Source organism: Streptomyces sp. NPDC127038, from assembly GCF_042725875.1.
Taxonomy (GTDB): Bacteria; Actinomycetota; Actinomycetes; order Streptomycetales; family Streptomycetaceae; genus Streptomyces.
Map to the genome: position 1 here is coordinate 1 of NZ_JBHXDQ010000033.1, position 21,725 is coordinate 21,725.

The following is a 21,725-nucleotide window of genomic DNA, read 5'->3' on the forward strand; positions in this document are numbered from 1 at the left end:
AACCTGGCGCCCTATGCGTACAATCCCCCCGCGTAAAACCCGGCGGCGGCCTCCACCCCCCCCCGGGGCCTTCGGCATGACGTCCGGACGACCGCTCGTGGGCCGGGGACGGATGCCGGGAACGCCGAAGGCCCCCGACCGTGACGGTCGGGGGCCTTCGAACTGGTGGGGCTAACAGGATTTGAACCTGTGGCCTCATCCTTATCAGGGATGCGCTCTAACCAACTGAGCTATAGCCCCGCCGCGCTTTGCGGTGTGTGTCCCGCGCGCTGACCTCTGAAGATTAGCGCACGACGCGGCCAGTCCCAAAATCGATACCCGGAGGGCGTTTGGACGCGCCCTCACTCGTCCTCTGCGAGGGTCAGCTCCACACCGCCGACGAAGCCGGCGGAGAGGTTGTAGATGAACGCGCCGAGGGTCGCCAGCGCGGTCGCGAGGACCACGTCGATGACCGCGATGACGGACGTGAAGATCAGGACGTGCGGGAGCGAGAGGAACGACTGGAGGTCGAAGCCGTTGGACTCGTTCGACCCGGTCGCCTCGGAGATCGTGCCGCCGACCGTCGAGAAGACGCCCATCGCGTCCATGACCATCCACAGCACAGCGGCCGCCACGATCGTGCAGATGCCGAGCGCGATGGAGAGCAGGAAGCTGACCTTCATCACCGACCACGGGTCGGCCTTCGCCACCCGCAGCCGCGCCTTGCGCACCCGCGGCGTCGTGCGCGCGCCCGTGCGGGGCCGACGGACGGCGCCCGCCGGCGGCTGCGCCGGGTACGCCTGCGGCGGGTGATACGGCTGTGCGGGCTGCTGCCCCGGCCGCTCGCCCGGCAGCGGCGATGCCGCCGCCGGTGCGGCCGGCGGGCTGCCCGGAGCGACCGGGGCCGCCTGCCCGCCCGCGTGCTGCTGGGCCTGCTGGCCTCGGGTGTCCGTCACAGTTCCCCCCTGGGATCCATGAGAGTCATGGGAGTCGTTCCCGTCGATGGCGGTGCCACGGCCGCCGTCCGTTTCCGTACCGGTCGATCCGGCGCCCGTGGCTCCACTCACGACGACTCACTCCTCGCGCTACTCGGCCGAGGACGGCTCGCCCTCTTCCGTACCGACGGCCTCGACGCCCTCGGCGGTCTCGTCCACGGCATCGTCGCCGTCGACCTCCTCCGCCTCACGGCCGGCCTCGGCGTTACGAGCGATACCGACGACGGCATCGCGCTTGCCCAGGTTGATCAGTTGGACGCCCATGGTGTCACGGCCCGTCTCCCTGACCTCGTTGACTCGCGTACGAATCACACCGCCGGACAGCGTGATGGCGAGGATCTCGTCGGTCTCCTCGACCACCAGCGCGCCGACGAGAGAACCGCGGTCCTCGACGATCTTGGCGGCCTTGATGCCGAGGCCGCCGCGACCCTGGACGCGGTACTCGTCGACGGCGGTCCGCTTCGCGTACCCGCCGTCCGTGGCAGTGAACACGAACGTACCGGGTCGAACAACATTCATCGAGAGGAGCTCGTCGCTCTCGCGGAAGCTCATGCCCTTGACGCCCGAGGTCGCACGGCCCATCGGCCGCAACGCGTCGTCCGTCGCGGTGAACCTGATCGACTGGGCCTTCTTGCTGATCAGCAGCAGATCGTCCTCGGCCGAGACGAGTTCGGCTCCGATCAGTTCGTCGTCGGATCCGTCCTCGGTCTCGCGCAGGTTGATCGCGATGACACCGCCGGAGCGGGGCGAATCGTAATCCTTGAGCGGTGTCTTCTTGACCAGTCCGCCCTTGGTGGCGAGCACCAGGTAGGGCGCCGCCTCGTAGTCGCGGATCGCGAGGATCTCGGCGATCGCCTCGTCCGGCTGGAAGGCCAGCAGGTTGGCGACGTGCTGTCCACGCGCGTCACGGCCGGCGTCGGGGAGCTCGTAGGCCTTCGCGCGGTAGACCCGGCCCTTGTTCGTGAAGAACAGCAGCCAGTGGTGCGTCGTCGACACGAAGAAGTGGTCGACGATGTCGTCCTGCTTCAGCTTCGTGCCGCGGACGCCCTTGCCGCCGCGCTTCTGCGAGCGGTAGTCCTCGGTCTTGGTGCGCTTGATGTAGCCGCCGCGCGTGATGGTGACGACGATGTCCTCTTCGGCGATCAGGTCCTCGATGGACATGTCACCGTCGAAGGGCACCAGCTTGGAGCGGCGGTCGTCGCCGAACTTCTCGACGATCGCGGCGAGCTCCTCGCTGATGATGGCGCGCTGGCGCACCGGCGAGGCGAGGATCTCGTTGTACTCGCGGATCTTGGCCTGGAGCTCGTCGTGCTCCTGGATGATCTTCTGACGCTCCAGGGCGGCCAGCCGGCGCAGCTGCATCTCGAGGATCGCGTTGGCCTGGATCTCGTCGATCTCCAGGAGGCCCATGAGGCCCTCGCGCGCGATCTCCACGGTGTCACTGCGCCGGATGAGCGCGATGACCTCGTCGATGGCGTCCAGGGCCTTCAGGAGGCCGCGCAGGATGTGCGCGCGCTCCTCGGCCTTGCGCAGCCGGAACTTCGTACGGCGGACGATGACCTCGATCTGGTGCGTCACCCAGTGGCGGATGAACGCGTCCAGGGACAGCGTGCGCGGCACGCCGTCGACGAGCGCCAGCATGTTCGCGCCGAAGTTCGTCTGGAGGTCGGTGTGCTTGTACAGGTTGTTCAGGACGACCTTGGCGACGGCGTCCCGCTTGAGGACGATCACGAGCCGCTGGCCGGTACGGGAGCTGGTCTCGTCCCGGACGTCCGCGATGCCGCCGACCTTGCCGTCCTTGACCAGGTCGGCGATCTTCTGGGCGAGGTTGTCGGGGTTGACCTGGTAGGGGAGTTCGGTGACCACCAGGCACTGGCGGTTCTGGATCTCCTCGACCTCGACGACCGCGCGCATCGTGATGGAGCCGCGGCCCGTGCGGTACGCCTCCTCGATGCCCTTGCGGCCCACGACGAGCGCGCCGCTCGGGAAGTCCGGGCCCTTGATGCGCTCGATGAGGGCGTCCAGGAGCTCCTCGTGCGAGGCCTCCGGGTTCTCCAGGTACCACTGGGCACCGGCCGCGACCTCGCGCAGGTTGTGCGGCGGGATGTTGGTCGCCATGCCGACCGCGATACCGGCGGAACCGTTGATCAGCAGGTTCGGGAAGCGGGCCGGCAGGACGGTCGGCTCCTGGGAGCGGCCGTCGTAGTTGTCCGTGAAGTCGACGGTCTCCTCGTCGATGTCGCGGACCATCTCCATGGACAGCGGCATCATCTTGCACTCGGTGTACCGCATCGCGGCCGCCGGGTCGTTGCCGGGAGATCCGAAGTTGCCGTTGGAGTCCACCAGCGGCATGCGCATCGACCACGGCTGCGCGAGGCGGACCAGCGCGTCGTAGATCGAGGAGTCGCCGTGCGGGTGGTAGTTGCCCATGACGTCGCCGACGACGCGGGCGCACTTGTAGAAGCCCTTCTCGGGCCGGTAGCCGCCGTCGTACATGGCGTACAGGACCCGGCGGTGGACGGGCTTGAGGCCGTCCCGCACGTCGGGCAGCGCACGCGAGACGATGACGGACATCGCGTAGTCGAGGTACGAGCGCTGCATCTCGGTCTCGAGCCCGACGGGCTCGATCCGCAGGACGGAATCGCCCTCTTCAGGAGTGCTCGGAGTGTTCTCGTCGGTCATTGCTGGTGAAGATCCTTTCTGACGCGGTCAGCTGAGACCGACTCAGATGTCGAGGAAGCGGACGTCCTTGGCATTGCGCTGGATGAACGCGCGGCGCGCCTCGACGTCCTCGCCCATGAGGACCGAGAACAGGTCGTCGGCCTGGGCGGCGTCGTCGAGGGTGACCTGGCCGAGCACGCGGTGCTCCTGGTCCATGGTCGTGATGCGCAGTTCCTCGGCGTTCATCTCACCGAGACCCTTGAAGCGCTGGATCGAGTCCTCGCGGACGCGCTTGCCGGCCTGGCGGCCGAGCTCGATGAGCGCGTCGCGCTCGCGGTCCGAGTACGCGTACTCGAAGTCGTCCCGGCCCCACTTGATCTTGTAGAGCGGCGGGCGGGAGAGGAACACGTGCCCGGCCTCGACCAGGGGCCGCATGAAGCGGAACAGGAAGGTCAGCAGCAGGGTGTTGATGTGCTGGCCGTCGACGTCGGCGTCCGCCATCAGAATGATCTTGTGATAGCGGAGCTTCTCGATGTCGAAGTCCTCGTGGACTCCGGTGCCGAAGGCGGAGATCAGTGCCTGGATCTCCTGGTTCTGCAGGATCTTGTCGATCCGCGCCTTCTCGACGTTGAGGATCTTTCCGCGGATCGGGAGGATCGCCTGGTACTGCGGGTTGCGGCCGGACTTGGCCGAGCCACCGGCGGAGTCACCCTCGACGATGAAGATCTCGCACTTGGTGGGGTCGTTCGACTGGCAGTCGGAGAGCTTGCCCGGCAGGGACGCCGACTCCAGCAGGCCCTTGCGGCGGGTGAGGTCACGCGCCTTGCGGGCCGCGACGCGCGCGGTGGCCGCCTGGATCGACTTGCGGATGATGTCCGCGGCCTCGTTCGGGTTGCGGTCCAGCCAGTCGTTCAGGTGCTCGTAGACCGCCTTCTGGACGAAGGTCTTGGCCTCCGTGTTGCCCAGCTTGGTCTTGGTCTGGCCCTCGAACTGCGGCTCGCTCAGCTTGACCGAGATGATCGCGGTCAGACCCTCGCGGATGTCGTCGCCCGTGAGGTTGTCGTCCTTCTCGCGGAGCAGCTTCTTGTCGCGCGCGTACTTGTTGATGAGCGAGGTCAGCGCCGCACGGAAGCCCTCCTCGTGCGTACCGCCCTCGTGGGTGTGGATGATGTTGGCGAAGGAGTACACGCCCTCGCTGTAGCCGCTGTTCCACTGCATCGCGACCTCGAGGGACAGGCTCTTGTCCTTGTCCTCCGCCTCCAGGTCGATGACGGTGGGGTGGACCGCCTCCCCCTTGCGGGAGTTCAGGTACTTCACGAAGTCGACGATGCCGCCTTCGTAGTGGTACGTGACGGTCTTGACCTCGTCCTTCTCGTCGGCGCCCGCCTCGTCCGCGCCGGCGGTGGCCTTCGCGGAGTCGCGCTCGTCCGTGAGCTTGATCGTCAGGCCCTTGTTGAGGAACGCCATCTCCTGGAAGCGCCGCGAGAGCGTCTCGAAGGAGTACTCCGTGGTCTCGAAGATGTCGGCGTCGGCCCAGAAGGTGACCGAGGTGCCGGTGTCCGCGATCGCCTCGTGCTGGGCCAGCGGGGCCGTCGGGACGCCCATCTTGTAGTCCTGCGTCCAGCGGTGGCCGTCGGTCCTGACCTCGACCGAGACCTTGCTCGACAGGGCGTTGACGACGGAGACGCCGACGCCGTGCAGACCGCCGGAGACCGCGTAGCCGCCGCCGCCGAACTTGCCGCCCGCGTGCAGCACGGTCAGCACGACCTCGAGGGCGGGCTTGCCCTCGGAGGCGACGATGCCCACCGGGATGCCGCGGCCGTTGTCGACGACGCGCACGCCGCCGTCCGGCAGGATCGTGATCTCGATCGTGTCCGCGTGGCCTGCCAGCGCCTCGTCGACCGAGTTGTCCACCACCTCGTACACGAGGTGGTGGAGTCCACGCTCACCGGTCGAGCCGATGTACATGCCAGGTCGCTTGCGGACCGCGTCCAGACCCTCGAGGACGGTGATGGCACTGGCGTCGTACGAGGATGTGACCTCGCCGTTCGCGCCGGCGTCGGTGGACGGGATGTTCTCGTTGGGGTTGCCGGAATCGGCCACGAAGCGCCCTTTCTGGCACAGCACAAGCCGAACTCCCGGCGGGTGGCCGGAGCGGCTGCGGCGTGTTGCGTTGGTAAGCCTTAGTCAGCGTTGCTCGGTGCGTCCCACTAGTGGGGCGGGATTAGCTTCCAGTCTACCGGTAGCGCTGACAGTGATGGGGGTTTGCCGGTACCTGAGTCCGCATGTGCCGCCCTGAACCGGTCTCGCCCGACTCCCCATATGCGGACCCGGGCCCAAAGAGGCTTACAGCGGCACTCAGCGCTTCCGGGTGTCAACCCTCGGCCGCCGTCCCGCCGCGCGGCCGTCCGCCGTCGCTCGCGGTCACCCGAACCGGTCGGCCGAAGTCCGCCGGGCGCGGTTCCGGCGGGCTTCGAAGACCGGCTCCAGGCACCCTCCCGCATGGCTCTGACCAGCGGATATCAAGGTTTTCCCGAAGCGCGGGGCAGGGGGTGGCACGGGGCGGACCGGCCCGCGGTGGACCGCGTTCGAGGGTGCGGGGGAACAGGGGGTCACGCGCGGGTGGGATCGGTGAGGGGTCCGGTGGGGCGGCGATCGGCCGCCGTGCGCGCGGGCCGGCACCGGAACGCACCGCGGACCCGGACCTGACACGCTTCGGTCACGTCTGCGACGACGGCCGGAATCAGTCCCTCGATTTCGGGCGGTGCCGGTCCCGCGGAGCCGTCGGCGGGGCTCCGGTCATCGGGCAGGGAAGGTCCGGCCGGGCCGCGGGCACGAAGAGGAGCGGCGCGATCGGCTCCGCGGCGCTTGTGGGGGCCGGGGGTGCCGGCGAGCGTCGCGAGGTTGTCCGGAGGCACCGCGCGCGTGCCCTCGGGGTACGGGAGGCTGCTCCTCGGCACGGGCAGAGAGCTCACTGGGCGCGGGCCCGCCTGCCTCCCGCGCGGGAGGAGCCTCAGGCCGTTCCCGCAGGTGCCCGCGCCCAGGGCCGCGGAGTTGCCGTCGGGCAGGGCCGCGGGGTTGCCGTCGGGCAGGGCCGTGAGGGCGGGTCACCGCGGGCTGGGCGACGTCCGCCGACCTGCTCGGTGACCGGCGGCCCGGTCAGCCGTAGGTGTCGCCGGGGCCCGTGCTGCCCGGTGCGCGCAGCGGCCCGTAGCGGCGCGGCGGGCCCGTCGGCCCCTGGACCTTGATCAGGCGCACCGTGCCGTGGCCGAGGTCCTGGTTCAGCCGCGCGACCAGCTGCGGTGCCAGCAGGCGCAGCTGGGTCGCCCAGGCGGTCGAGTCGCACTGCACGGTCAGCACCCGCTCCGCCGGGTCGTCGTCGTAGCGCAGCGGGACGCAGTGCTTGGCCAGGTCGTCGCCGACGATCTGCGGCCAGCGGCCCATCACCCCGCCCACCGCGGCCGGGGTCTCCCAGCCGCGTTCGGTGAGCAGCCTGTTGATGGCGGAACCGAGCGCCATGGGGTCGCGGCCGTCGGCGCCCGAACCGGAGCGCAGTCCGCCGCCGCGCCGCGCCTGCTTCTTCTGCTGGGCGGCGTCCCCGCGCGCGCGGGCCTGTTCCTTCGCGGCACGCAGCGCCACCCGCGCGAGGTCGACACCGGACGGCTCCGGGGTCTTCTTGCGCGGCGCGGCGCCCTCGGCGCCGGCTCCCGATGTGTTCTCCGTCACAGCCGCTCCACCGTGCCTTCGGACACGGCGTACCGCGTCCCGGTCAGGACGTCCGGTACGTCGTCGTCCACGGCCGCCGTCACGAGCACCTGCTCGCCGGGGGCGACCAGCTCCGCGAGGCGTTCACGTCGGCGGCTGTCCAGCTCCGCGAAGACGTCGTCGAGGACGAGCACCGGCTCGTTGCCCTCGGCCTTGAGCAGGTCGTACGAGGCGAGGCGCAGCGCGAGCGCGTACGACCAGGACTCCCCGTGCGAGGCGTAGCCCTTGGCGGGGAGCTGGCCGAGCTTGAGGAGCAGTTCGTCCCGGTGCGGCCCCACGAGGGTCACCCCGCGTTCGATCTCCGGCTTGCGGGCCTCCTCCATGGCGGCCATGAGCTGTCCGTACAGCTCCTCGCGTGCGTGGCCCACGACGCCGGGCGAGGACGCCTTGTACTCCAGGGCGAGCGGCCCGCCCCCGGGCGCCAGCTGCTCGTAGGCCTTGTCGGCCAGCGGCTGGATCGCGGCGACCAGGTCGAGCCGCTGGGCCATCAGCTCGGCCCCCACGCGCGCGAGGTGCTGGTCCCACACGTCGAGGGTGGACAGGTCCATGGTGCGGCCGCCGTGCCTGCGGGCCAGCGCGGCCGACTTCAGCAGGGTGTTGCGCTGTTTGAGGACGCGGTCGTAGTCGGAGCGGACGCCCGCCATGCGCGGGGAGCGGGCGGTGATCAGTTCGTCGAGGAACCGGCGGCGCTCCCCGGGGTCGCCCTTGATCAGGGCGAGGTCCTCGGGCGCGAACAGGACCGTTCGTACGATGCCGAGCACATCACGGGGTCTGACCTGCGAGGACCTGTTGATGCGGGCGCGATTGGCCCGGCCGGGGTTCAGCTCCAGCTCGATGAGCTGCTGGCGCTCGCCCTGGCGGACGTTGGCCCGGATGATCGCGCGGTCGGCGCCCATGCGGACCAGCGGCGCGTCCGAGGAGACGCGGTGGCTGCCGAGGGTCGCGAGATAGCCGACGGCCTCGACCAGGTTCGTCTTGCCCTGTCCGTTGGGCCCCACGAACGCGGTGACGCCCGGTTCGAGCGGGACCTCGACCCGGGCGTACGAGCGGTAGTCGGCCAGCGACAGATGCGTGACGTGCATGGTCGTTCGCCGACCTCCCCCAGCGTGGTGTTTCCGGTGTTGCGGGTTCTCACCGGGGTCCTCGCGGACCCCGGTCCTCAGCTTCTTCCCCCGGCTGTGGACAACCGGGTCACCCCGGGTGCGGAGAACCCGGGGCGTCGATCAGGCCTTCTCGACGGCGTGGCCGCCGAACTGGTTGCGCAGCGCCGCGATCATCTTCATCTGCGGCGAGTCGTCCTGCCGCGAGGCGAAGCGGGCGAAGAGCGACGCGGTGATGGCGGGCAGCGGCACCGAGTGGTCGATGGCGGCCTCGACGGTCCACCGGCCCTCGCCGGAGTCCTGCGCGAAGCCCTTGAGCTTCTCCAGGTGCTCGTCCTCGTCCAGCGCGTTGACGGCGAGGTCGAGCAGCCAGGAACGGATGACCGTGCCCTCCTGCCAGGAACGGAAGACCTCGCGCACGTCCGTGACGGAGTCGACCTTCTCCAGCAGTTCCCAGCCCTCGGCGTAGGCCTGCATCATCGCGTACTCGATGCCGTTGTGAACCATCTTCGCGAAGTGGCCCGCGCCGACCTTGCCGGCGTGCACCGCTCCGAAGTCGCCCTCGGGCTTGAGCGCGTCGAAGATCGGCTGCACCGCGGCGACGTGCTCGGCGTGGCCGCCGTACATGAGCGCGTAGCCGTTCTCCAGGCCCCAGACGCCGCCGGAGACACCGCAGTCGACGAAGCCGATGCCCTTGATGCCCAGCTCGACGGCGTGCTTCTCGTCGTCCGTCCAGCGCGAGTTCCCGCCGTCCACGACGACGTCGCCGGGCTCCAGCAGGGCGGCCAGCTCGTCGATGGTGGACTGGGTCGCCGCGCCCGCGGGGACCATCACCCACACCACGCGCGGGCCCTTGAGCTTGCCCACAAGTTCTTCCAGGCTGTGGACATCGGCGAGGTCCGGATTGCGGTCGTATCCGATGACGGTGTGGCCTGCGCGGCGGATCCGCTCGCGCATGTTGCCGCCCATCTTGCCGAGGCCGACGAGACCGAGCTCCATCAGTTGTTCCTTAGGGGTTGCGACGTGGCGTGAGGGCACTCTCGTACCTGGTCCGAGCCTAAACCGGGGGGTACCACCCACGCCTTTCGGGCACCGGGGGAACTCACGCACATCTGTGGACACAACCGCTCAGACGTATGCCCAGCCCGCGGTGCGCCCGCCGGTCCCGTGGACCGGCGGGCTCCGGGGTCAGCCGGAGAGGCGCACCGGCATGATCAGGTACTTGTAGGCCTCGTCCGCCTCGGCGTCGACGGCGGGCTTGCCGCTGAGCAGCGCCGGCTTCGTGGACGTCGTGAAGGAGAGCTGGGCCACCGGCGAGTCGATGGCGCTGAGGCCGTCGAGCAGGAACGTCGGGTTGAAGGCGATCGAGACGTCGTCGCCCTCCAGCTGGGCGTCGACCCTTTCCACAGCCTGTGCGTCGTCGCTGGACCCGGCCTCCAGGATCAGCACGCCCTGCTCGAAGCTCAGCCGCACGGGGGTGTTGCGCTCGGCGACCAGGGCCACACGCTTGACGGCCTCCACGAAGGGGGCGGTCTCGATCACGGCGATGGAGTTGAACTCCGTCGGGAACAGCGAGCGGTACTTCGGCAGGTCGCCTTCGAGCAGACGGGTGGTCGTGCGGCGGCCGGCGCCCTCGAAGCCGATCAGGCCCTCGCCCGCGCCGGAGCCGGACAGCGCCAGGATCACGCTGTCGCCGCCCGTGAGGGCCTTGGCGGTGTCCAGGAGCGTCTTGGCGGGCACCAGGGCGACCGCGGACGCCTCGGGGTTCTCCGGCTTCCACAGGAACTCGCGGACCGCGAAGCGGTAGCGGTCGGTGGAGGCCAGGGTGACCTTGTCGCCCTCGATCTCGATGCGCACACCGGTGAGCACGGGAAGCGTGTCGTCGCGCCCGGCGGCGATGGCCACCTGGGCGGCGGCGGAGGCGAAGACCTCACCGGGGACCGTGCCGGTCGCCGACGGCATCTGGGGAAGTGCCGGGTACTCCTCCACGGGCAGGGTGTGGAGGGTGAAGCGCGAGGAGCCGCAGACCACGGTCGCCCGTACACCGTCTGTGGAAATCTCCACCGGCCGGTTGGGGAGGGCGCGGCAGATGTCGGCGAGGAGGCGGCCGGACACGAGGACCGTGCCCTCCTCGTCGATCTCCGCGTCCACGGAGACCCGGGCCGAGACCTCGTAGTCGAAGCTGGAGAGGCTCAGAGCGCCCTCCTCGGCCTTCAGCAGGAGGCCGGCGAGGACAGGAGCCGGCGGACGGGCCGGGAGGCTGCGTGCCGCCCAGGCCACTGCCTCCGCGAGTACGTCGCGTTCCACCCGGATCTTCACCGTTGCCGCCTCCGTCTGTTGCCGGCGCTCTCGCCCTGCTGGCCTTCGTCGTCTGACCGGTGTCGTTCCGACCGCTGGGGGGAAGGACACCGGGGACCAGTCTGACGCACCGCGCTGACAGTCGTTGCCCCTCGGGGTCAAGTCGTGCCGGGCGGCGGTCGAGCGTCCGAGGGCAAGTTGTGCACAGCCCCCACTTCGAAACGATTCCCAGGCTCTCTCTAGTTGGTCTTAGTAGTAGGGCCTGTGGAAACCGTGGATAACCCCGTTTTCGCAGCTCAGAGGCGATTTTTTGTCCACCGACCCTGTGGGTGGAGGCGGTGGACAACCCGGGGTATCTGTGGACGGCGAAAAGTTCTGCACACTCGGTCCACAGCGAGGGGCGAGTTCTCCCCAGCGCCGTCCCCAGCTTTACCCCGGTTCCCCACAGGCCAATCCGGCACCTCGGTGTGACGCCTTTCACTCGACGCGGTGAGATGGCTCGGCGCGTTGCCGAACAGTGGACAGAGATGTGGAGAAGCGGGAGATCGCTGGGGACAACCGGCTCGGATCTGTGGGCCGACGGTGGACAACTCTGCGCACACCCTGTGGATCTTTTCATCGTCCACAGGCTGTGGAGAGTCTTCGTCCACGAATCCACAGGCGGTTGACCTGGTCTGATGGTCTTTCAACAGTGCTGCCTGTGGACAGGATCTGGACAACTTCCCAGTCCCCAGGATGTGGAAGGAAAAAAGTCACCACATCTGTGGAGAGTGGCCGTAACCTCGCTCCGATTCGAACAGCAGATGTCGGTCCGGTAGCGCCGGAAACGGGGCGGGAACCCCCGGATCAGGGCTCCGGAGGCCTCGAACCCCGCCCCGAAGGCCCTCTGACAGCGTCGCGAAGCCCCCGAAGCAGCGTTCGCCGAGCCCTGCCGGGGCGTCCCGCGAGAGGCGGCCCGGGAATCGCGAGGGGCGGCCCGGGAACCGTGAACAGCGCCCCGGCAACGGCGAAGGGCGCCCCGGGACGATGTCCCGGAGCGCCCTCGGACGGCGTACGGCCGCAGGCCGGCCCCCGTCAGCCGTTCTTGATGCGGTTCGTGAGCTCGGTGACCTGGTTGTAGATGGAACGGCGCTCGGCCATCAGCGCGCGGATCTTGCGGTCGGCGTGCATCACGGTCGTGTGGTCGCGGCCGCCGAACTGCGCGCCGATCTTCGGCAGCGACAGATCGGTGAGCTCACGGCACAGGTACATGGCGATCTGGCGTGCCGTCACCAGGACCCGGCTGCGCGAGGACCCGCACAGATCGTCCACCGTGAGCCCGAAGTAGTCGGCGGTCGCCGCCATGATCGCGGTCGCGGTGATCTCGGGGGCCGAGTCCTCGCCGCCGGGGATCAGGTCCTTGAGGACGATCTCCGTCAGACCGAGGTCCACCGGCTGCCGGTTGAGCGACGCGAACGCCGTCACCCGGATCAGCGCGCCCTCCAGCTCGCGGATGTTCCGCGAGATCCGGGACGCGATGAACTCCAGCACCTCCGGCGGGGCGTTGAGCTGCTCCTGCACCGCCTTCTTGCGCAGGATCGCGATCCGGGTCTCCAGCTCGGGCGGCTGGACGTCGGTGATCAGACCCCACTCGAAGCGGTTGCGCAGCCGGTCCTCCAGCGTGACCAGCTGCTTGGGCGGCCGGTCGCTGGACAGCACGATCTGCTTGTTCGCGTTGTGCAGGGTGTTGAAGGTGTGGAAGAACTCCTCCTGCGTCGACTCCTTGTCCGCGAGGAACTGGATGTCGTCGACGAGCAGGATGTCCATCTCCCGGTACCGCTTGCGGAAGCTGTCGCCCTTGCCGTCGCGGATGGAGTTGATGAACTCGTTGGTGAACTCCTCCGAGCTCACGTACCGCACCCGGGTCCCCGGGTAGAGGCTGCGGGCGTAGTGCCCGATCGCGTGCAGCAGGTGCGTCTTGCCGAGTCCCGACTCCCCGTAGATGAAGAGCGGGTTGTACGCCTTCGCCGGCGCCTCGGCGACGGCCACGGCGGCGGCGTGCGCGAAGCGGTTCGAGGCGCCGATCACGAACGTGTCGAAGAGGTACTTCGGGTTCAGCCGCGCGGTGGGCTCGCCCGGACCCGGTGCCGGCGCCGACTGCGACGGCTTGGAGCCGCCGCCCGCGGACGGCAGGGAGGGGCCGCCCCTGCGACCCTGGGGGCCGTCGGAGGTGTCGTTCGGGTCGCGGCGGTCGGGGCGCTCGTAGTCCTGGCGCTGCTGCTCGTACGGCGAGCGCTCCACCGACTGGGGCCGGTAGTCCTGCTGAGGCGAGGCGTACGGGTCCCGCTCGGGGAAGCCGAGGCGCTGCTGCTGCCAGCCGTAGTCGTCCTGGGAGTGGCGCGGCCAGGCGCCCGGCTCCGGGCGCTGGTAGTCCGGGTACGCGGGACGGGCCGTCGGCAGCTGGTCGCCCGGGGCGCCGGGCAGCGGTTCGGCGCGGCCGCCGCGGTGGTCGTCGGCGCGGTGGCGGCCGTAGCCCTCGTACCCGTCGCGGCGCGAGTCGTACGGAGCACGGTCGTCACGGCCCAGCGGCTCGTACGGTCCGCGGTCGTCGCGGCCCTGGCCGCCCTCGTAGCCGCCGCGGTCGTCCCGGGACGGGTTCTCGTACCCGCCGCGGTCCTCGCGCGACTGGGCGCCCTCGTAGGCGCCGCCGTCGTAGCCGCCCCGGTCGTCGCGGCCCTGGTTCTCGTACGGGTCACGGCCCTGGCCCGGTCCGGCGGGGAGCTCGGGCTCCTCGTAGCGGGGCGGGGCGGGCATGGACGGCTCGCCGGCGGAGTCGTCGACGGTGATCGCGATCCGGATGGGCCGGCCGCACTCGCGGCTCAGCGTCTCGCTGACGATCGGGGCGAGACGGCCTTCGAGTACGTTCTTGGCGAACTCGTTCGGGACGGCGAGCAGAGCGGTGTCCGCGACCAGCGCCAGGGGCTGGCAGCGCTTGATCCAGTGCTCGTCCTTCACCTCGACACCCTGCCCGCGGCCCTCGCCCAGGAGTTGTTCCAGTACGCGTGGCCACACTGCGGCAAGATCGGCAGGTACGTCAGCCACGGGGCACGCTCTCTCACGGGTCCCACGAACGTGTGGTTCTGGGAACAGGTTGGGAAGTCAGTCGCTTGGGGCGGGGGGAACAAAGCCGCTGGGGCGGCGGGAAGGGAACGAATCGGAGTTCAGCCACGGTAGTCAGGGCGACGGGTGCGGTTCAAGTTGTTGTCCCCAGCCTGTGGATAGTGTCCCCCGCCGGAGGTTGGTTTGACCGGATGGCGTAGCCGCGCGTACCGTAACCAGGTCGAGTTGTCGATGGCTGCTGCCGCCTGCCTCCGATGGGCACAGATCACGAGGAGTGATCGGGAAGCGGTGCACTCGGGCGTAATGCGAGTTTCCTCGTGGGCGCACGGTGACAGCCAGGACGGCACCCCGCCACCACCGATTCTTTCTGGAGCCCCCGAGTGAGCAAGCGCACCTTCCAGCCGAACAACCGTCGTCGCGCCAAGACCCACGGCTTCCGCCTGCGGATGCGCACCCGTGCCGGCCGCGCGATTCTCGCGAACCGCCGTGGCAAGGGTCGCGCCAGCCTGTCCGCCTGATTACTCACAGGTCATGATCTCGTGCTGCCTACCGAGCATCGGCTGAGGCGGCGCGAAGACTTCGCGACCGCGGTACGCCGAGGACGCCGGGCCGGACGCCCGTTTCTCGTCGTCCATCTACGTAGCGGTGCACCGGACCCGCACGCGCCTGGGGAGAGCGCTCCCTCGACGCGTGCGGGTTTCGTCGTGAGCAAGGCCGTGGGCGGAGCCGTCGTACGCAACAAGGTGAAGCGCAGACTTCGCCATCTGATGCGCGACCGAGTCGCCCTCTTGCCCCCCGGTAGCCTGGTAGTCGTACGAGCGCTGCCCGGTGCGGGTGACGCCGACCATGAACAGCTGGCCCGAGACCTGGATGCCGCTCTCCAGCGGCTCCTGGGAGGGGGCGCGCGATGAAGTACCCACTGCTTGCACTCATCAAGCTGTACCAGTGGACGATCAGCCCGTTGCTCGGGCCGGTCTGCAAGTACTACCCGTCGTGCTCCCGCTACGGCTACACAGCCATCGACCGGCACGGTGCGATCAAGGGAACGGCACTCACCGCCTGGCGCATCCTCCGGTGCAATCCGTGGTCGCTGGGCGGTGTGGACCATGTTCCGGAGCGCAAGCGTCCGCGGTGGCACGAATTGCTGCGTAACGCCTGGCGTGCACGCAAGGGCGGGACCTCCGCCGCCGAACCGGCCACCGGGGACACCACTGCCCCGGGCCCGGCCGCCGAGACCCCGTCCCATGCTCAAGGAGCTTGATTAGTGGACACGATTGCCAGTCTTTTCAGCTTCATCACGACACCTGTTTCCTGGGTCATCGTCCAGTTCCACGCCGTGTACGGGAAGATCTTCGGTCCCGACACCGGCTGGGCCTGGGGCTTGTCCATCGTGTCCTTGGTGGTCCTGATCCGTATCTGCCTGATCCCGCTCTTCGTGAAGCAGATCAAGGCCACTCGGGCGATGCAGACGCTGCAGCCCGAGATGAAGAAGATCCAGGAGCGCTACAAGAACGACAAGCAGCGCCAGTCCGAAGAGATGATGAAGCTGTACAAGGAGACGGGTACCAACCCGCTCTCCTCGTGCCTTCCCATCCTGGCCCAGTCGCCCTTCTTCTTCGCGCTGTACCACGTGCTCAACGGCATCGCGACGGGCACGACGATCGGCGTCATCGACGATCAGCTGCTCGCCAGCGCCCGTAAGGCGCACATCTTCGGTGCCCCGCTCGCGGCGAAGTTCACCGACAGCGCCGAGACGGTCGCCAAGCTCGGCGCCACGCTCACCGACGTCCGCGTCGTCACCGCGATCATGATCGTGATGATGTCGGCCTCGCAGTTCTACACCCAGCGTCAGCTGATGACGAAGAACGTCGACACCACGGTGAAGACGCCCTTCATGCAGCAGCAGAAGATGCTGATGTACGTCTTCCCGGTCATGTTCGCCGTCTTCGGCATCAACTTCCCGGTCGGTGTCCTCGTCTACTGGCTGACCACCAACGTGTGGACCATGGGCCAGCAGATGTACGTCATCCGCAACAACCCGACTCCGGGTTCGAAGGCTCAGGCCGCTTACCTCGAGCGTCTTCAGAAGCACGTCACGACGCACGGCAAGACGCGTGGACGCGGCGAGAAGGCCATCGTCAAGGCCATCGTCGCCAAGGGCCGCGACCGCAACGAGTTCGAGCGCAAGTTCATCAACAGCCTGACCAAGGCGGGCCTCGTGGCCCAGCCCGACGGCCTGGTGGTGACCGGCGAGAACGCGGTCGTCGTCGAGTCCGAGGACGGCACCACGACGACCACCGCGCCCGCCGCTCCCAAGCGTCAGCAGCCCAAGCGCCAGTCCAAGGCGCAGCGGCAGTCGGGCGGGGCCTCCGGCGGTGCGCCGTCGGACGAGTCCGAGCCCAAGACCTCGCTGAGCAAGTCCGACGAGCAGCAGGACGCCGAGCCCTCCGCCGCGAAGCCGGCCGCCGGCACCGGCAACAAGCCCGGCACCGGTACCCGCAGCAAGGCCCAGTCCGGACAGCGCAAGGGCCCGCAGCGGCCCAAGTCCCCGTCCAAGAAGTAAGAAGGAGTCCATCCCGTGACGGAAGGCACCACCTCCGCCGCCGCTGAGGGCGACACCCTGACCCGCCTGGAGCAGGAAGGCGAGATCGCGGCGGACTACCTCGAAGGTCTGCTCGACATCGCCGACCTCGACGGCGACATCGACATGGACGTCGAGGCCGACCGCGCCGCTGTCTCGATCATCAGCGACTCGGGAGGCCGCGACCTTCAGAAGCTGGTCGGCCGCGACGGCGAGGTGCTGGAGGCACTCCAGGAGCTCACCCGTCTGGCCGTGCACCGGGAGACCGGGGACCGCAGCCGGCTGATGCTGGACATCGCGGGATTCCGGGCCAAGAAGCGCGAAGAGCTCTCCGAGCTGGGCGCCAAGGCCGCCGCCGAGGTCAAGAGCTCCGGTGAGCCGGTCAAGATGGACCCGATGACGCCCTTCGAGCGCAAGGTCGTCCACGACGCCGTCAAGGCCGCCGGTCTGCGCAGCGAGTCCGAGGGCGAGGAGCCGCAGCGCTTCGTCGTCGTGCTTCCCGCCTGATCGGTACATGCGTTCCTTCGGCCCCGTCTGTTGCGCAGACGGGGCCGAATTTTGTCAGCCTGATAGTCCTGGTGATCAGCGCTCAGTGCGCTCAAGCGGTACGGAAGGACGGTCCCCCGTGACGGAGGCAGCGGAGCTTCCCCCCGCGCCCGAGCAGGCGCGCGAGGTATTCGGTGATCGCTTCGCGGACGCGGTCCGGTACGCGGAACTGCTGGCCGAGGCAGGAGTGCAGCGCGGGCTGATCGGCCCGCGCGAGGTGCCCCGGCTCTGGGAGCGGCACCTGCTGAACTGTGCGGTGCTCTCCGAGGTCGTGCCCGAGGGCGTGACCGTGTGCGACGTCGGTTCCGGTGCGGGACTGCCCGGCATCCCCCTGGCGCTCGTCCGCGAGGACCTCAAGATCACACTCCTTGAGCCGCTGCTGCGCCGGACCAACTTCCTCACGGAGGTCGTCGAGATGCTCGGCCTCGACCATGTGACCGTCGTGCGCGGCCGCGCCGAGGAGGTCATGGGCAAGCTCCAGCCGGTGCACGTGGTGACCGCCAGGGCCGTCGCGCCCCTCGACCGGCTGGCCACCTGGGGCATCCCGCTGCTGCGCCCGTACGGCGAGATGCTGGCCCTCAAGGGCGACACGGCCGAGGAGGAGCTGAAGGCTTCCGCCACGGCGCTCAGCAAGCTCGGTGCCGTCGAGACCTCGGTCCTCCAGGTCGGTGAGGGCATCGTGGACCCGCTGTCCACCGTGGTGCGGGTGGAGGTCGGCGAGAGCCCCGGAGGCGTGCGCTTCGCGGCGAAGCGGGCCAAGGCCGCCCGGACGGGCCGGACGCGCCGCCGTCGCTGACCCCGTCGATGTGAGCGTCGCTACTCCCGGTCCCGATGGAGAGGGGACCGGGAGTTTCTTTTGCCCGCATCCAGGAGTTGTTTCTCACGCCTGGCGGATCGATTCCCGATGATGCGACCTATTGCGCAAAAGCTGGCAAACCTGCACATATCGGAGTGTCGCGCCGCGCTGATCTGCGTAGCTCGGCATCGTGTTTCACGTGAAACGTCGCTCCCTGTTGCACGGCATCATCAGTCGCGGACTAGCTGCGGCCGAACCTCGCGATCGACGGCCTCTCGGGTCACTCGGAGGGGCCCCGGAGTTGTCCACAGAGGTGGATTTCTCCACAGAACAACGGGCCTCGCTGGTTCGCGACCCCAAAGGCATGGGAGGCTCTGTTCATTGCGAGCCTGAAGTCGAGGAGAGTGAATCCTTGCGGTCCGACGCCAACATCGCGGGACCGATGACCGATCCGGTCCCCGGTCCCCGTACCGAGTCGATGGGGGAGGATGTTTCACGTGAAACACCGCCCCCGATGGACGACACTCCTATCGGTCGTGCTGCCCAACTGGCTGTAGAGGCGCTAGGTCGCGCCGGGGAGGGCCTGCCACGGCCCGAACAGACCCGAGTCATCGTGGTCGCCAACCAGAAGGGTGGGGTGGGTAAGACCACGACCACGGTCAACCTTGCCGCCTCGCTGGCCCTGCACGGCGGCCGGGTCCTGGTGATCGACCTCGACCCTCAGGGCAATGCCTCCACGGCTCTGGGCATCGATCATCACGCCGAGGTCCCATCGATCTACGACGTACTGATCGACAGCAAGCCGCTCTCCGAAGTCGTTCAGCCGGTTCCCGATGTCGAGGGGCTCTTCTGTGCCCCGGCCACCATCGATCTCGCCGGTGCGGAGATCGAACTGGTCTCGCTGGTGGCTCGTGAGAGCCGACTGGACCGGGCGATCCTGGCGTACGAGCAGCCCCTGGACTACGTCCTCATCGACTGCCCGCCGTCGCTGGGCCTGCTGACGGTCAACGCGCTGGTCGCCGGTGCGGAGGTGCTCATCCCGATCCAGTGCGAGTACTACGCACTCGAAGGCCTGGGACAGCTCCTGCGCAACGTCGACCTGGTGCGAGGGCACCTCAATCCCGAACTCCACGTCTCGACGATTCTGCTCACCATGTACGACGGGCGGACCCGGCTCGCGTCCCAGGTCGCGGAGGAGGTGCGCACGCACTTCGGCAAGGAGGTGCTGCGGACCAGCATTCCGCGATCGGTGCGCATTTCGGAGGCCCCGAGCTACGGACAGACGGTTCTGACTTACGATCCGGGTTCGAGCGGTGCTCTCTCGTACCTTGAGGCCGCGCGCGAAATCGCCCTGCGAGGAGTCGGAGTGGCGTACGACGCGCAACATGCCCATGTGGGCGGACAGAACGATCAGAACATGGTGGAGGGGATCCAGTGAGCGACCGACGACGGGGTCTGGGGCGGGGCCTTGGCGCACTGATCCCCGCGGCTCCGACAGGTGAGCGTCCGGGTGGTTCGGCGAGCGGAGCCCCCTCCGCGCCGACCGCCGGCCCCGTTCTCACGGCGGAGCGCGGGGTGGCGGTGGCCAAGGTGACCACGCTGGCCTCTGTTCCGCAGGAGACGGAGGAGGGGGCGTCGAGCGGTTCGCTGGAGACGCTTCAGGCTCCTGTCGGCGCGCACTTCGCGGAGCTTCCTCTCGACGCCATCACGCCGAACCCGCGCCAGCCGCGTGAGATCTTCGACGAGGACGCTCTGGCCGAGCTGGTGACCTCCATCAAGGAGGTCGGCCTCCTCCAGCCCGTCGTCGTCCGTCAGGTGGGCTCCGGGCACTACGAGCTCATCATGGGAGAGCGCCGGTTCCGGGCCTGCCGTGAGGCGGGGCTGGAGGCCATTCCCGCGATCGTGCGCGCCACGGAGGACGAGAAGCTCCTCCTGGACGCGCTCCTGGAGAACCTCCACCGGGCTCAGCTGAACCCGCTGGAAGAGGCGGCGGCCTACGACCAGCTGCTCAAGGACTTCAACTGCACGCACGACCAGCTGGCGGACCGGATCGGACGGTCGCGTCCGCAGGTCTCCAACACCCTGCGTCTGCTGAAGCTCTCCCCGTCGGTTCAGCGCCGTGTGGCGGCCGGCGTCCTCTCCGCGGGCCATGCGCGGGCGCTTCTCGCCGTCGACGACTCGGAGGAGCAGGACCGCCTGGCTCACCGCATCGTCGCGGAGGGGCTCTCGGTGCGGGCCGTCGAGGAGATCGTGACCCTCATGGGATCGCGTCCGCAGTCGGCTCAGCGCTCCAAGGGCCCGCGGGCCGGCAGCCGGGTCTCCCCGGCGCTGAGCGATCTGGCGACGCGTCTCTCGGACCGCTTCGAGACCCGGGTGAAGGTCGACCTGGGGCAGAAGAAGGGCAAGATCACCGTCGAGTTCGCCTCGATGGACGACCTTCAGCGCATCCTCGGTTCTCTCGCCCCAGGCGAGGGACCGGTCCTTCAGAAGAGCCTTCTGGACGACGACCCCGAGGACGCCGAAGGCTGAGCAGGTGTTCTGGTGGACCGATGCCGATCGGTCCGCCAGGGGGAGCGGGCCGTGTCCGGTGTGTGCCGGAAAACGGCCCGCTCTTTGCTTTTCGGCGGTATCGATGGAATCGCATCGTGGATACGATGCGATGGGTATGGCGATCCACCTGGCAGCACCTTCATCGGGGAGGCGGGGGTCATGCAGACCGTGAGCCGTACCGGACTGGTGACCGTAGGTCTGGGCCTGGGAGCGGTCGGCGGATTCGTCGGCAGCCTGCTCAGAGAGCGGAGCCATCTGACAGCCGCCCGTGACGCCGCGGGCGAACGAAGCGAGGAAGATCCTTCATGGGGCGCCGGCTCGTACCGCTCACGCTGGACAACCTTCCGGACCTTCCCAACCGCTGTCGTGCGTGCGTCTTCTGGGAACTGGATCCTGTCCGCGGTGAAGCCGCGCTGAAGGCGGGCACCAGCGCCCTGGAGAAGGAGGCGTGGATCTCCTCGGTCCTCCTGGACTGGGGATCCTGCGGCCGGGTCGCCTACGTGGACGACGTGCCAGTGGGCTACGTGCTCTACGCGCCGCCCGCCTATGTCCCCCGCTCCACGGCCTTTCCCACGAGCCCCGTCGCTCCTGACGCGGTTCAGCTCATGACCTCGTTCATCATGCCGGGGTACCAGGGGCAGGGATTGGGACGGGTGATGGTCCAGACAGTGGCCAAGGACCTGCTCCGCCGGGGGTTCAGGGCGATCGAGGCCTTCGGGGACGCGCGGTGGAAGGAACCCGCCTGTGTGCTTCCCGCCGACCATCTCGTCGCCGTGGGCTTCAAGACCGTGCGTCCTCACGCCCGCTACCCCCGACTGAGGCTGGAGCTGCGGACCACGCTCTCCTGGAAGGAAGACATGGAACTGGCGCTGGACCGGCTCCTCGGAGCGGTACAGAAGGAACCCGCGCTTCGTCCTTTGTGAGGGGCAGACGACGATGGGCCGGCCCACTCGGGCCGGCCCATCGGTGTTTCACGTGAAACACGCGCCGCGTGTGCGGCCGTCTGTGACTACTCGGAGATGAATTCCTCGAGGTCGCGCACGATCGCGGCCTTCGGCTTGGCGCCGACGATGGTCTTGGCGACCTCGCCACCCTGGTAGACGTTCAGGGTCGGGATCGACATGACTCCGTACTTGGCGGCCGTCGCCGGGTTCTCGTCGATGTTGAGCTTGACGATCTCGATCTTGTCGCCGTGCTCCGCGGCGATGGCCTCCAGCGACGGGGCGATCTGGCGGCACGGACCGCACCAGGCGGCCCAGAAGTCCACCAGGACGGGCTTGTCGTTCTTGAGGACGTCCTGGTCGAAGGAGTCGTCGGTCACGTTCTTGAGGGTGCCGGCCACTGTGGGCTCCTTA

The 21,725-nt window shown here is 68.8% G+C and carries 18 protein-coding genes and 1 tRNA gene; 9 read left to right on the forward strand and 10 right to left on the reverse strand.

Annotation, left to right across the window (positions count from 1 at the left end):
• Positions 1–163: 163 nt before the first annotated feature.
• From ACFWI4_RS22480 to dnaA, 9 genes are all read right to left on the reverse strand, one after another.
• A tRNA-Ile gene (locus ACFWI4_RS22480) sits at positions 164–240 on the reverse strand.
• A gap of 101 nt (positions 241–341) precedes the next feature.
• Positions 342–1,046, reverse strand: a complete 705-nt coding sequence (locus tag ACFWI4_RS22485; protein WP_387198981.1) for a DUF3566 domain-containing protein — start codon at positions 1,044–1,046, stop codon at positions 342–344.
• An 18-nt stretch (positions 1,047–1,064) separates the two neighbouring features.
• Positions 1,065–3,656, reverse strand: a complete 2,592-nt coding sequence (gene gyrA / locus ACFWI4_RS22490) for a DNA gyrase subunit A (protein WP_385397528.1) — start codon at positions 3,654–3,656, stop codon at positions 1,065–1,067.
• 42 nt (positions 3,657–3,698) lie between these two features.
• A complete protein-coding gene (gene gyrB / locus ACFWI4_RS22495) occupies positions 3,699–5,762 on the reverse strand; it encodes a DNA topoisomerase (ATP-hydrolyzing) subunit B (protein ID WP_339130456.1) in 2,064 nt (687 codons plus the stop codon).
• A gap of 1,032 nt (positions 5,763–6,794) precedes the next feature.
• On the reverse strand, positions 6,795–7,361 hold the full coding sequence (locus ACFWI4_RS22500) for a DUF721 domain-containing protein (RefSeq protein ID WP_387198986.1): 567 nt from the start codon (positions 7,359–7,361) through the stop codon (positions 6,795–6,797).
• On the reverse strand, positions 7,358–8,482 hold the full coding sequence (recF, locus tag ACFWI4_RS22505; protein WP_387198989.1) for a DNA replication/repair protein RecF: 1,125 nt from the start codon (positions 8,480–8,482) through the stop codon (positions 7,358–7,360). Before recF ends, ACFWI4_RS22500 begins: the two co-directional genes overlap by 4 nt.
• 141 nt (positions 8,483–8,623) lie before the next feature.
• Positions 8,624–9,499: a phosphogluconate dehydrogenase (NAD(+)-dependent, decarboxylating) gene (gene gnd / locus ACFWI4_RS22510; RefSeq protein WP_385397535.1), complete on the reverse strand. Its 876-nt coding sequence runs from the start codon at positions 9,497–9,499 to the stop codon at positions 8,624–8,626.
• 189 nt (positions 9,500–9,688) lie between these two features.
• Positions 9,689–10,819, reverse strand: a complete 1,131-nt coding sequence (gene dnaN, locus ACFWI4_RS22515; protein WP_326786746.1) for a DNA polymerase III subunit beta — start codon at positions 10,817–10,819, stop codon at positions 9,689–9,691.
• A 1,053-nt stretch (positions 10,820–11,872) separates the two neighbouring features.
• Positions 11,873–13,879 carry a chromosomal replication initiator protein DnaA gene (gene dnaA / locus ACFWI4_RS22520; protein ID WP_387198992.1) on the reverse strand — a complete coding sequence of 669 codons (2,007 nt, stop codon included), beginning with the start codon at positions 13,877–13,879 and terminating at the stop codon, positions 11,873–11,875.
• A 398-nt stretch (positions 13,880–14,277) separates the two neighbouring features.
• Between dnaA and rpmH the strand changes: the two genes are divergently transcribed.
• The 9 genes from rpmH (at position 14,278) to ACFWI4_RS22565 (ending at position 21,293) form a co-directional block, all read left to right on the forward strand.
• Entirely contained in the window at positions 14,278–14,415 is a 138-nt protein-coding gene (gene rpmH / locus ACFWI4_RS22525; protein ID WP_006381191.1) for a 50S ribosomal protein L34, read from the forward strand.
• A 21-nt stretch (positions 14,416–14,436) separates the two neighbouring features.
• Positions 14,437–14,808 carry a ribonuclease P protein component gene (rnpA, locus tag ACFWI4_RS22530; RefSeq protein ID WP_385397540.1) on the forward strand — a complete coding sequence of 124 codons (372 nt, stop codon included), beginning with the start codon at positions 14,437–14,439 and terminating at the stop codon, positions 14,806–14,808.
• The gene (gene yidD, locus ACFWI4_RS22535; protein WP_339130450.1) at positions 14,805–15,158 is read left to right on the forward strand and encodes a membrane protein insertion efficiency factor YidD; all 354 of its coding nucleotides are present in this window, start codon (positions 14,805–14,807) and stop codon (positions 15,156–15,158) included. Before rnpA ends, yidD begins: the two co-directional genes overlap by 4 nt.
• A gap of 3 nt (positions 15,159–15,161) precedes the next feature.
• Entirely contained in the window at positions 15,162–16,460 is a 1,299-nt protein-coding gene (gene yidC / locus ACFWI4_RS22540; protein ID WP_387198996.1) for a membrane protein insertase YidC, read from the forward strand.
• 15 nt (positions 16,461–16,475) lie between these two features.
• The gene (locus ACFWI4_RS22545) at positions 16,476–16,985 is read left to right on the forward strand and encodes a R3H domain-containing nucleic acid-binding protein (protein ID WP_266760610.1); all 510 of its coding nucleotides are present in this window, start codon (positions 16,476–16,478) and stop codon (positions 16,983–16,985) included.
• Positions 16,986–17,103: 118 nt separating this feature from the next.
• Complete coding sequence (gene rsmG / locus ACFWI4_RS22550; RefSeq protein ID WP_387199000.1) at positions 17,104–17,820, forward strand: 16S rRNA (guanine(527)-N(7))-methyltransferase RsmG; 717 nt, start codon at positions 17,104–17,106, stop codon at positions 17,818–17,820.
• A gap of 364 nt (positions 17,821–18,184) precedes the next feature.
• Positions 18,185–19,258, forward strand: coding sequence for a ParA family protein (locus ACFWI4_RS22555; protein ID WP_385397678.1), 1,074 nt, complete (start codon positions 18,185–18,187; stop codon positions 19,256–19,258).
• Entirely contained in the window at positions 19,255–20,349 is a 1,095-nt protein-coding gene (locus ACFWI4_RS22560) for a ParB/RepB/Spo0J family partition protein (RefSeq protein WP_387199003.1), read from the forward strand. Before ACFWI4_RS22555 ends, ACFWI4_RS22560 begins: the two co-directional genes overlap by 4 nt.
• Positions 20,350–20,675: 326 nt before the next feature.
• A complete protein-coding gene (locus tag ACFWI4_RS22565; protein WP_387199006.1) occupies positions 20,676–21,293 on the forward strand; it encodes a GNAT family N-acetyltransferase in 618 nt (205 codons plus the stop codon).
• An 86-nt stretch (positions 21,294–21,379) separates the two neighbouring features.
• On the opposite strand, the gene trxA is transcribed toward ACFWI4_RS22565, so the two are convergent.
• Positions 21,380–21,712, reverse strand: a complete 333-nt coding sequence (gene trxA / locus ACFWI4_RS22570; RefSeq protein ID WP_387199009.1) for a thioredoxin — start codon at positions 21,710–21,712, stop codon at positions 21,380–21,382.
• Between the last annotated feature and the right edge of the window lie 13 nt (positions 21,713–21,725).

Bases quoted from the DNA above. Each gene is read 5' to 3' on its own strand.
- gyrA (WP_385397528.1), bottom strand. From the start codon at position 3,656: ATGACCGACGAGAACACTCCGAGCACTCCTGAAGAGGGCGATTCCGTC.
- recF (WP_387198989.1), bottom strand. From the start codon at position 8,482: ATGCACGTCACGCATCTGTCGCTGGCCGACTACCGCTCGTACGCCCGG.
- gnd (WP_385397535.1), bottom strand. From the start codon at position 9,499: ATGGAGCTCGGTCTCGTCGGCCTCGGCAAGATGGGCGGCAACATGCGC.
- yidD (WP_339130450.1), top strand. From the start codon at position 14,805: ATGAAGTACCCACTGCTTGCACTCATCAAGCTGTACCAGTGGACGATC.
- ACFWI4_RS22555 (WP_385397678.1), top strand. From the start codon at position 18,185: ATGGGAGGCTCTGTTCATTGCGAGCCTGAAGTCGAGGAGAGTGAATCC.
- ACFWI4_RS22565 (WP_387199006.1), top strand. From the start codon at position 20,676: ATGGGGCGCCGGCTCGTACCGCTCACGCTGGACAACCTTCCGGACCTT.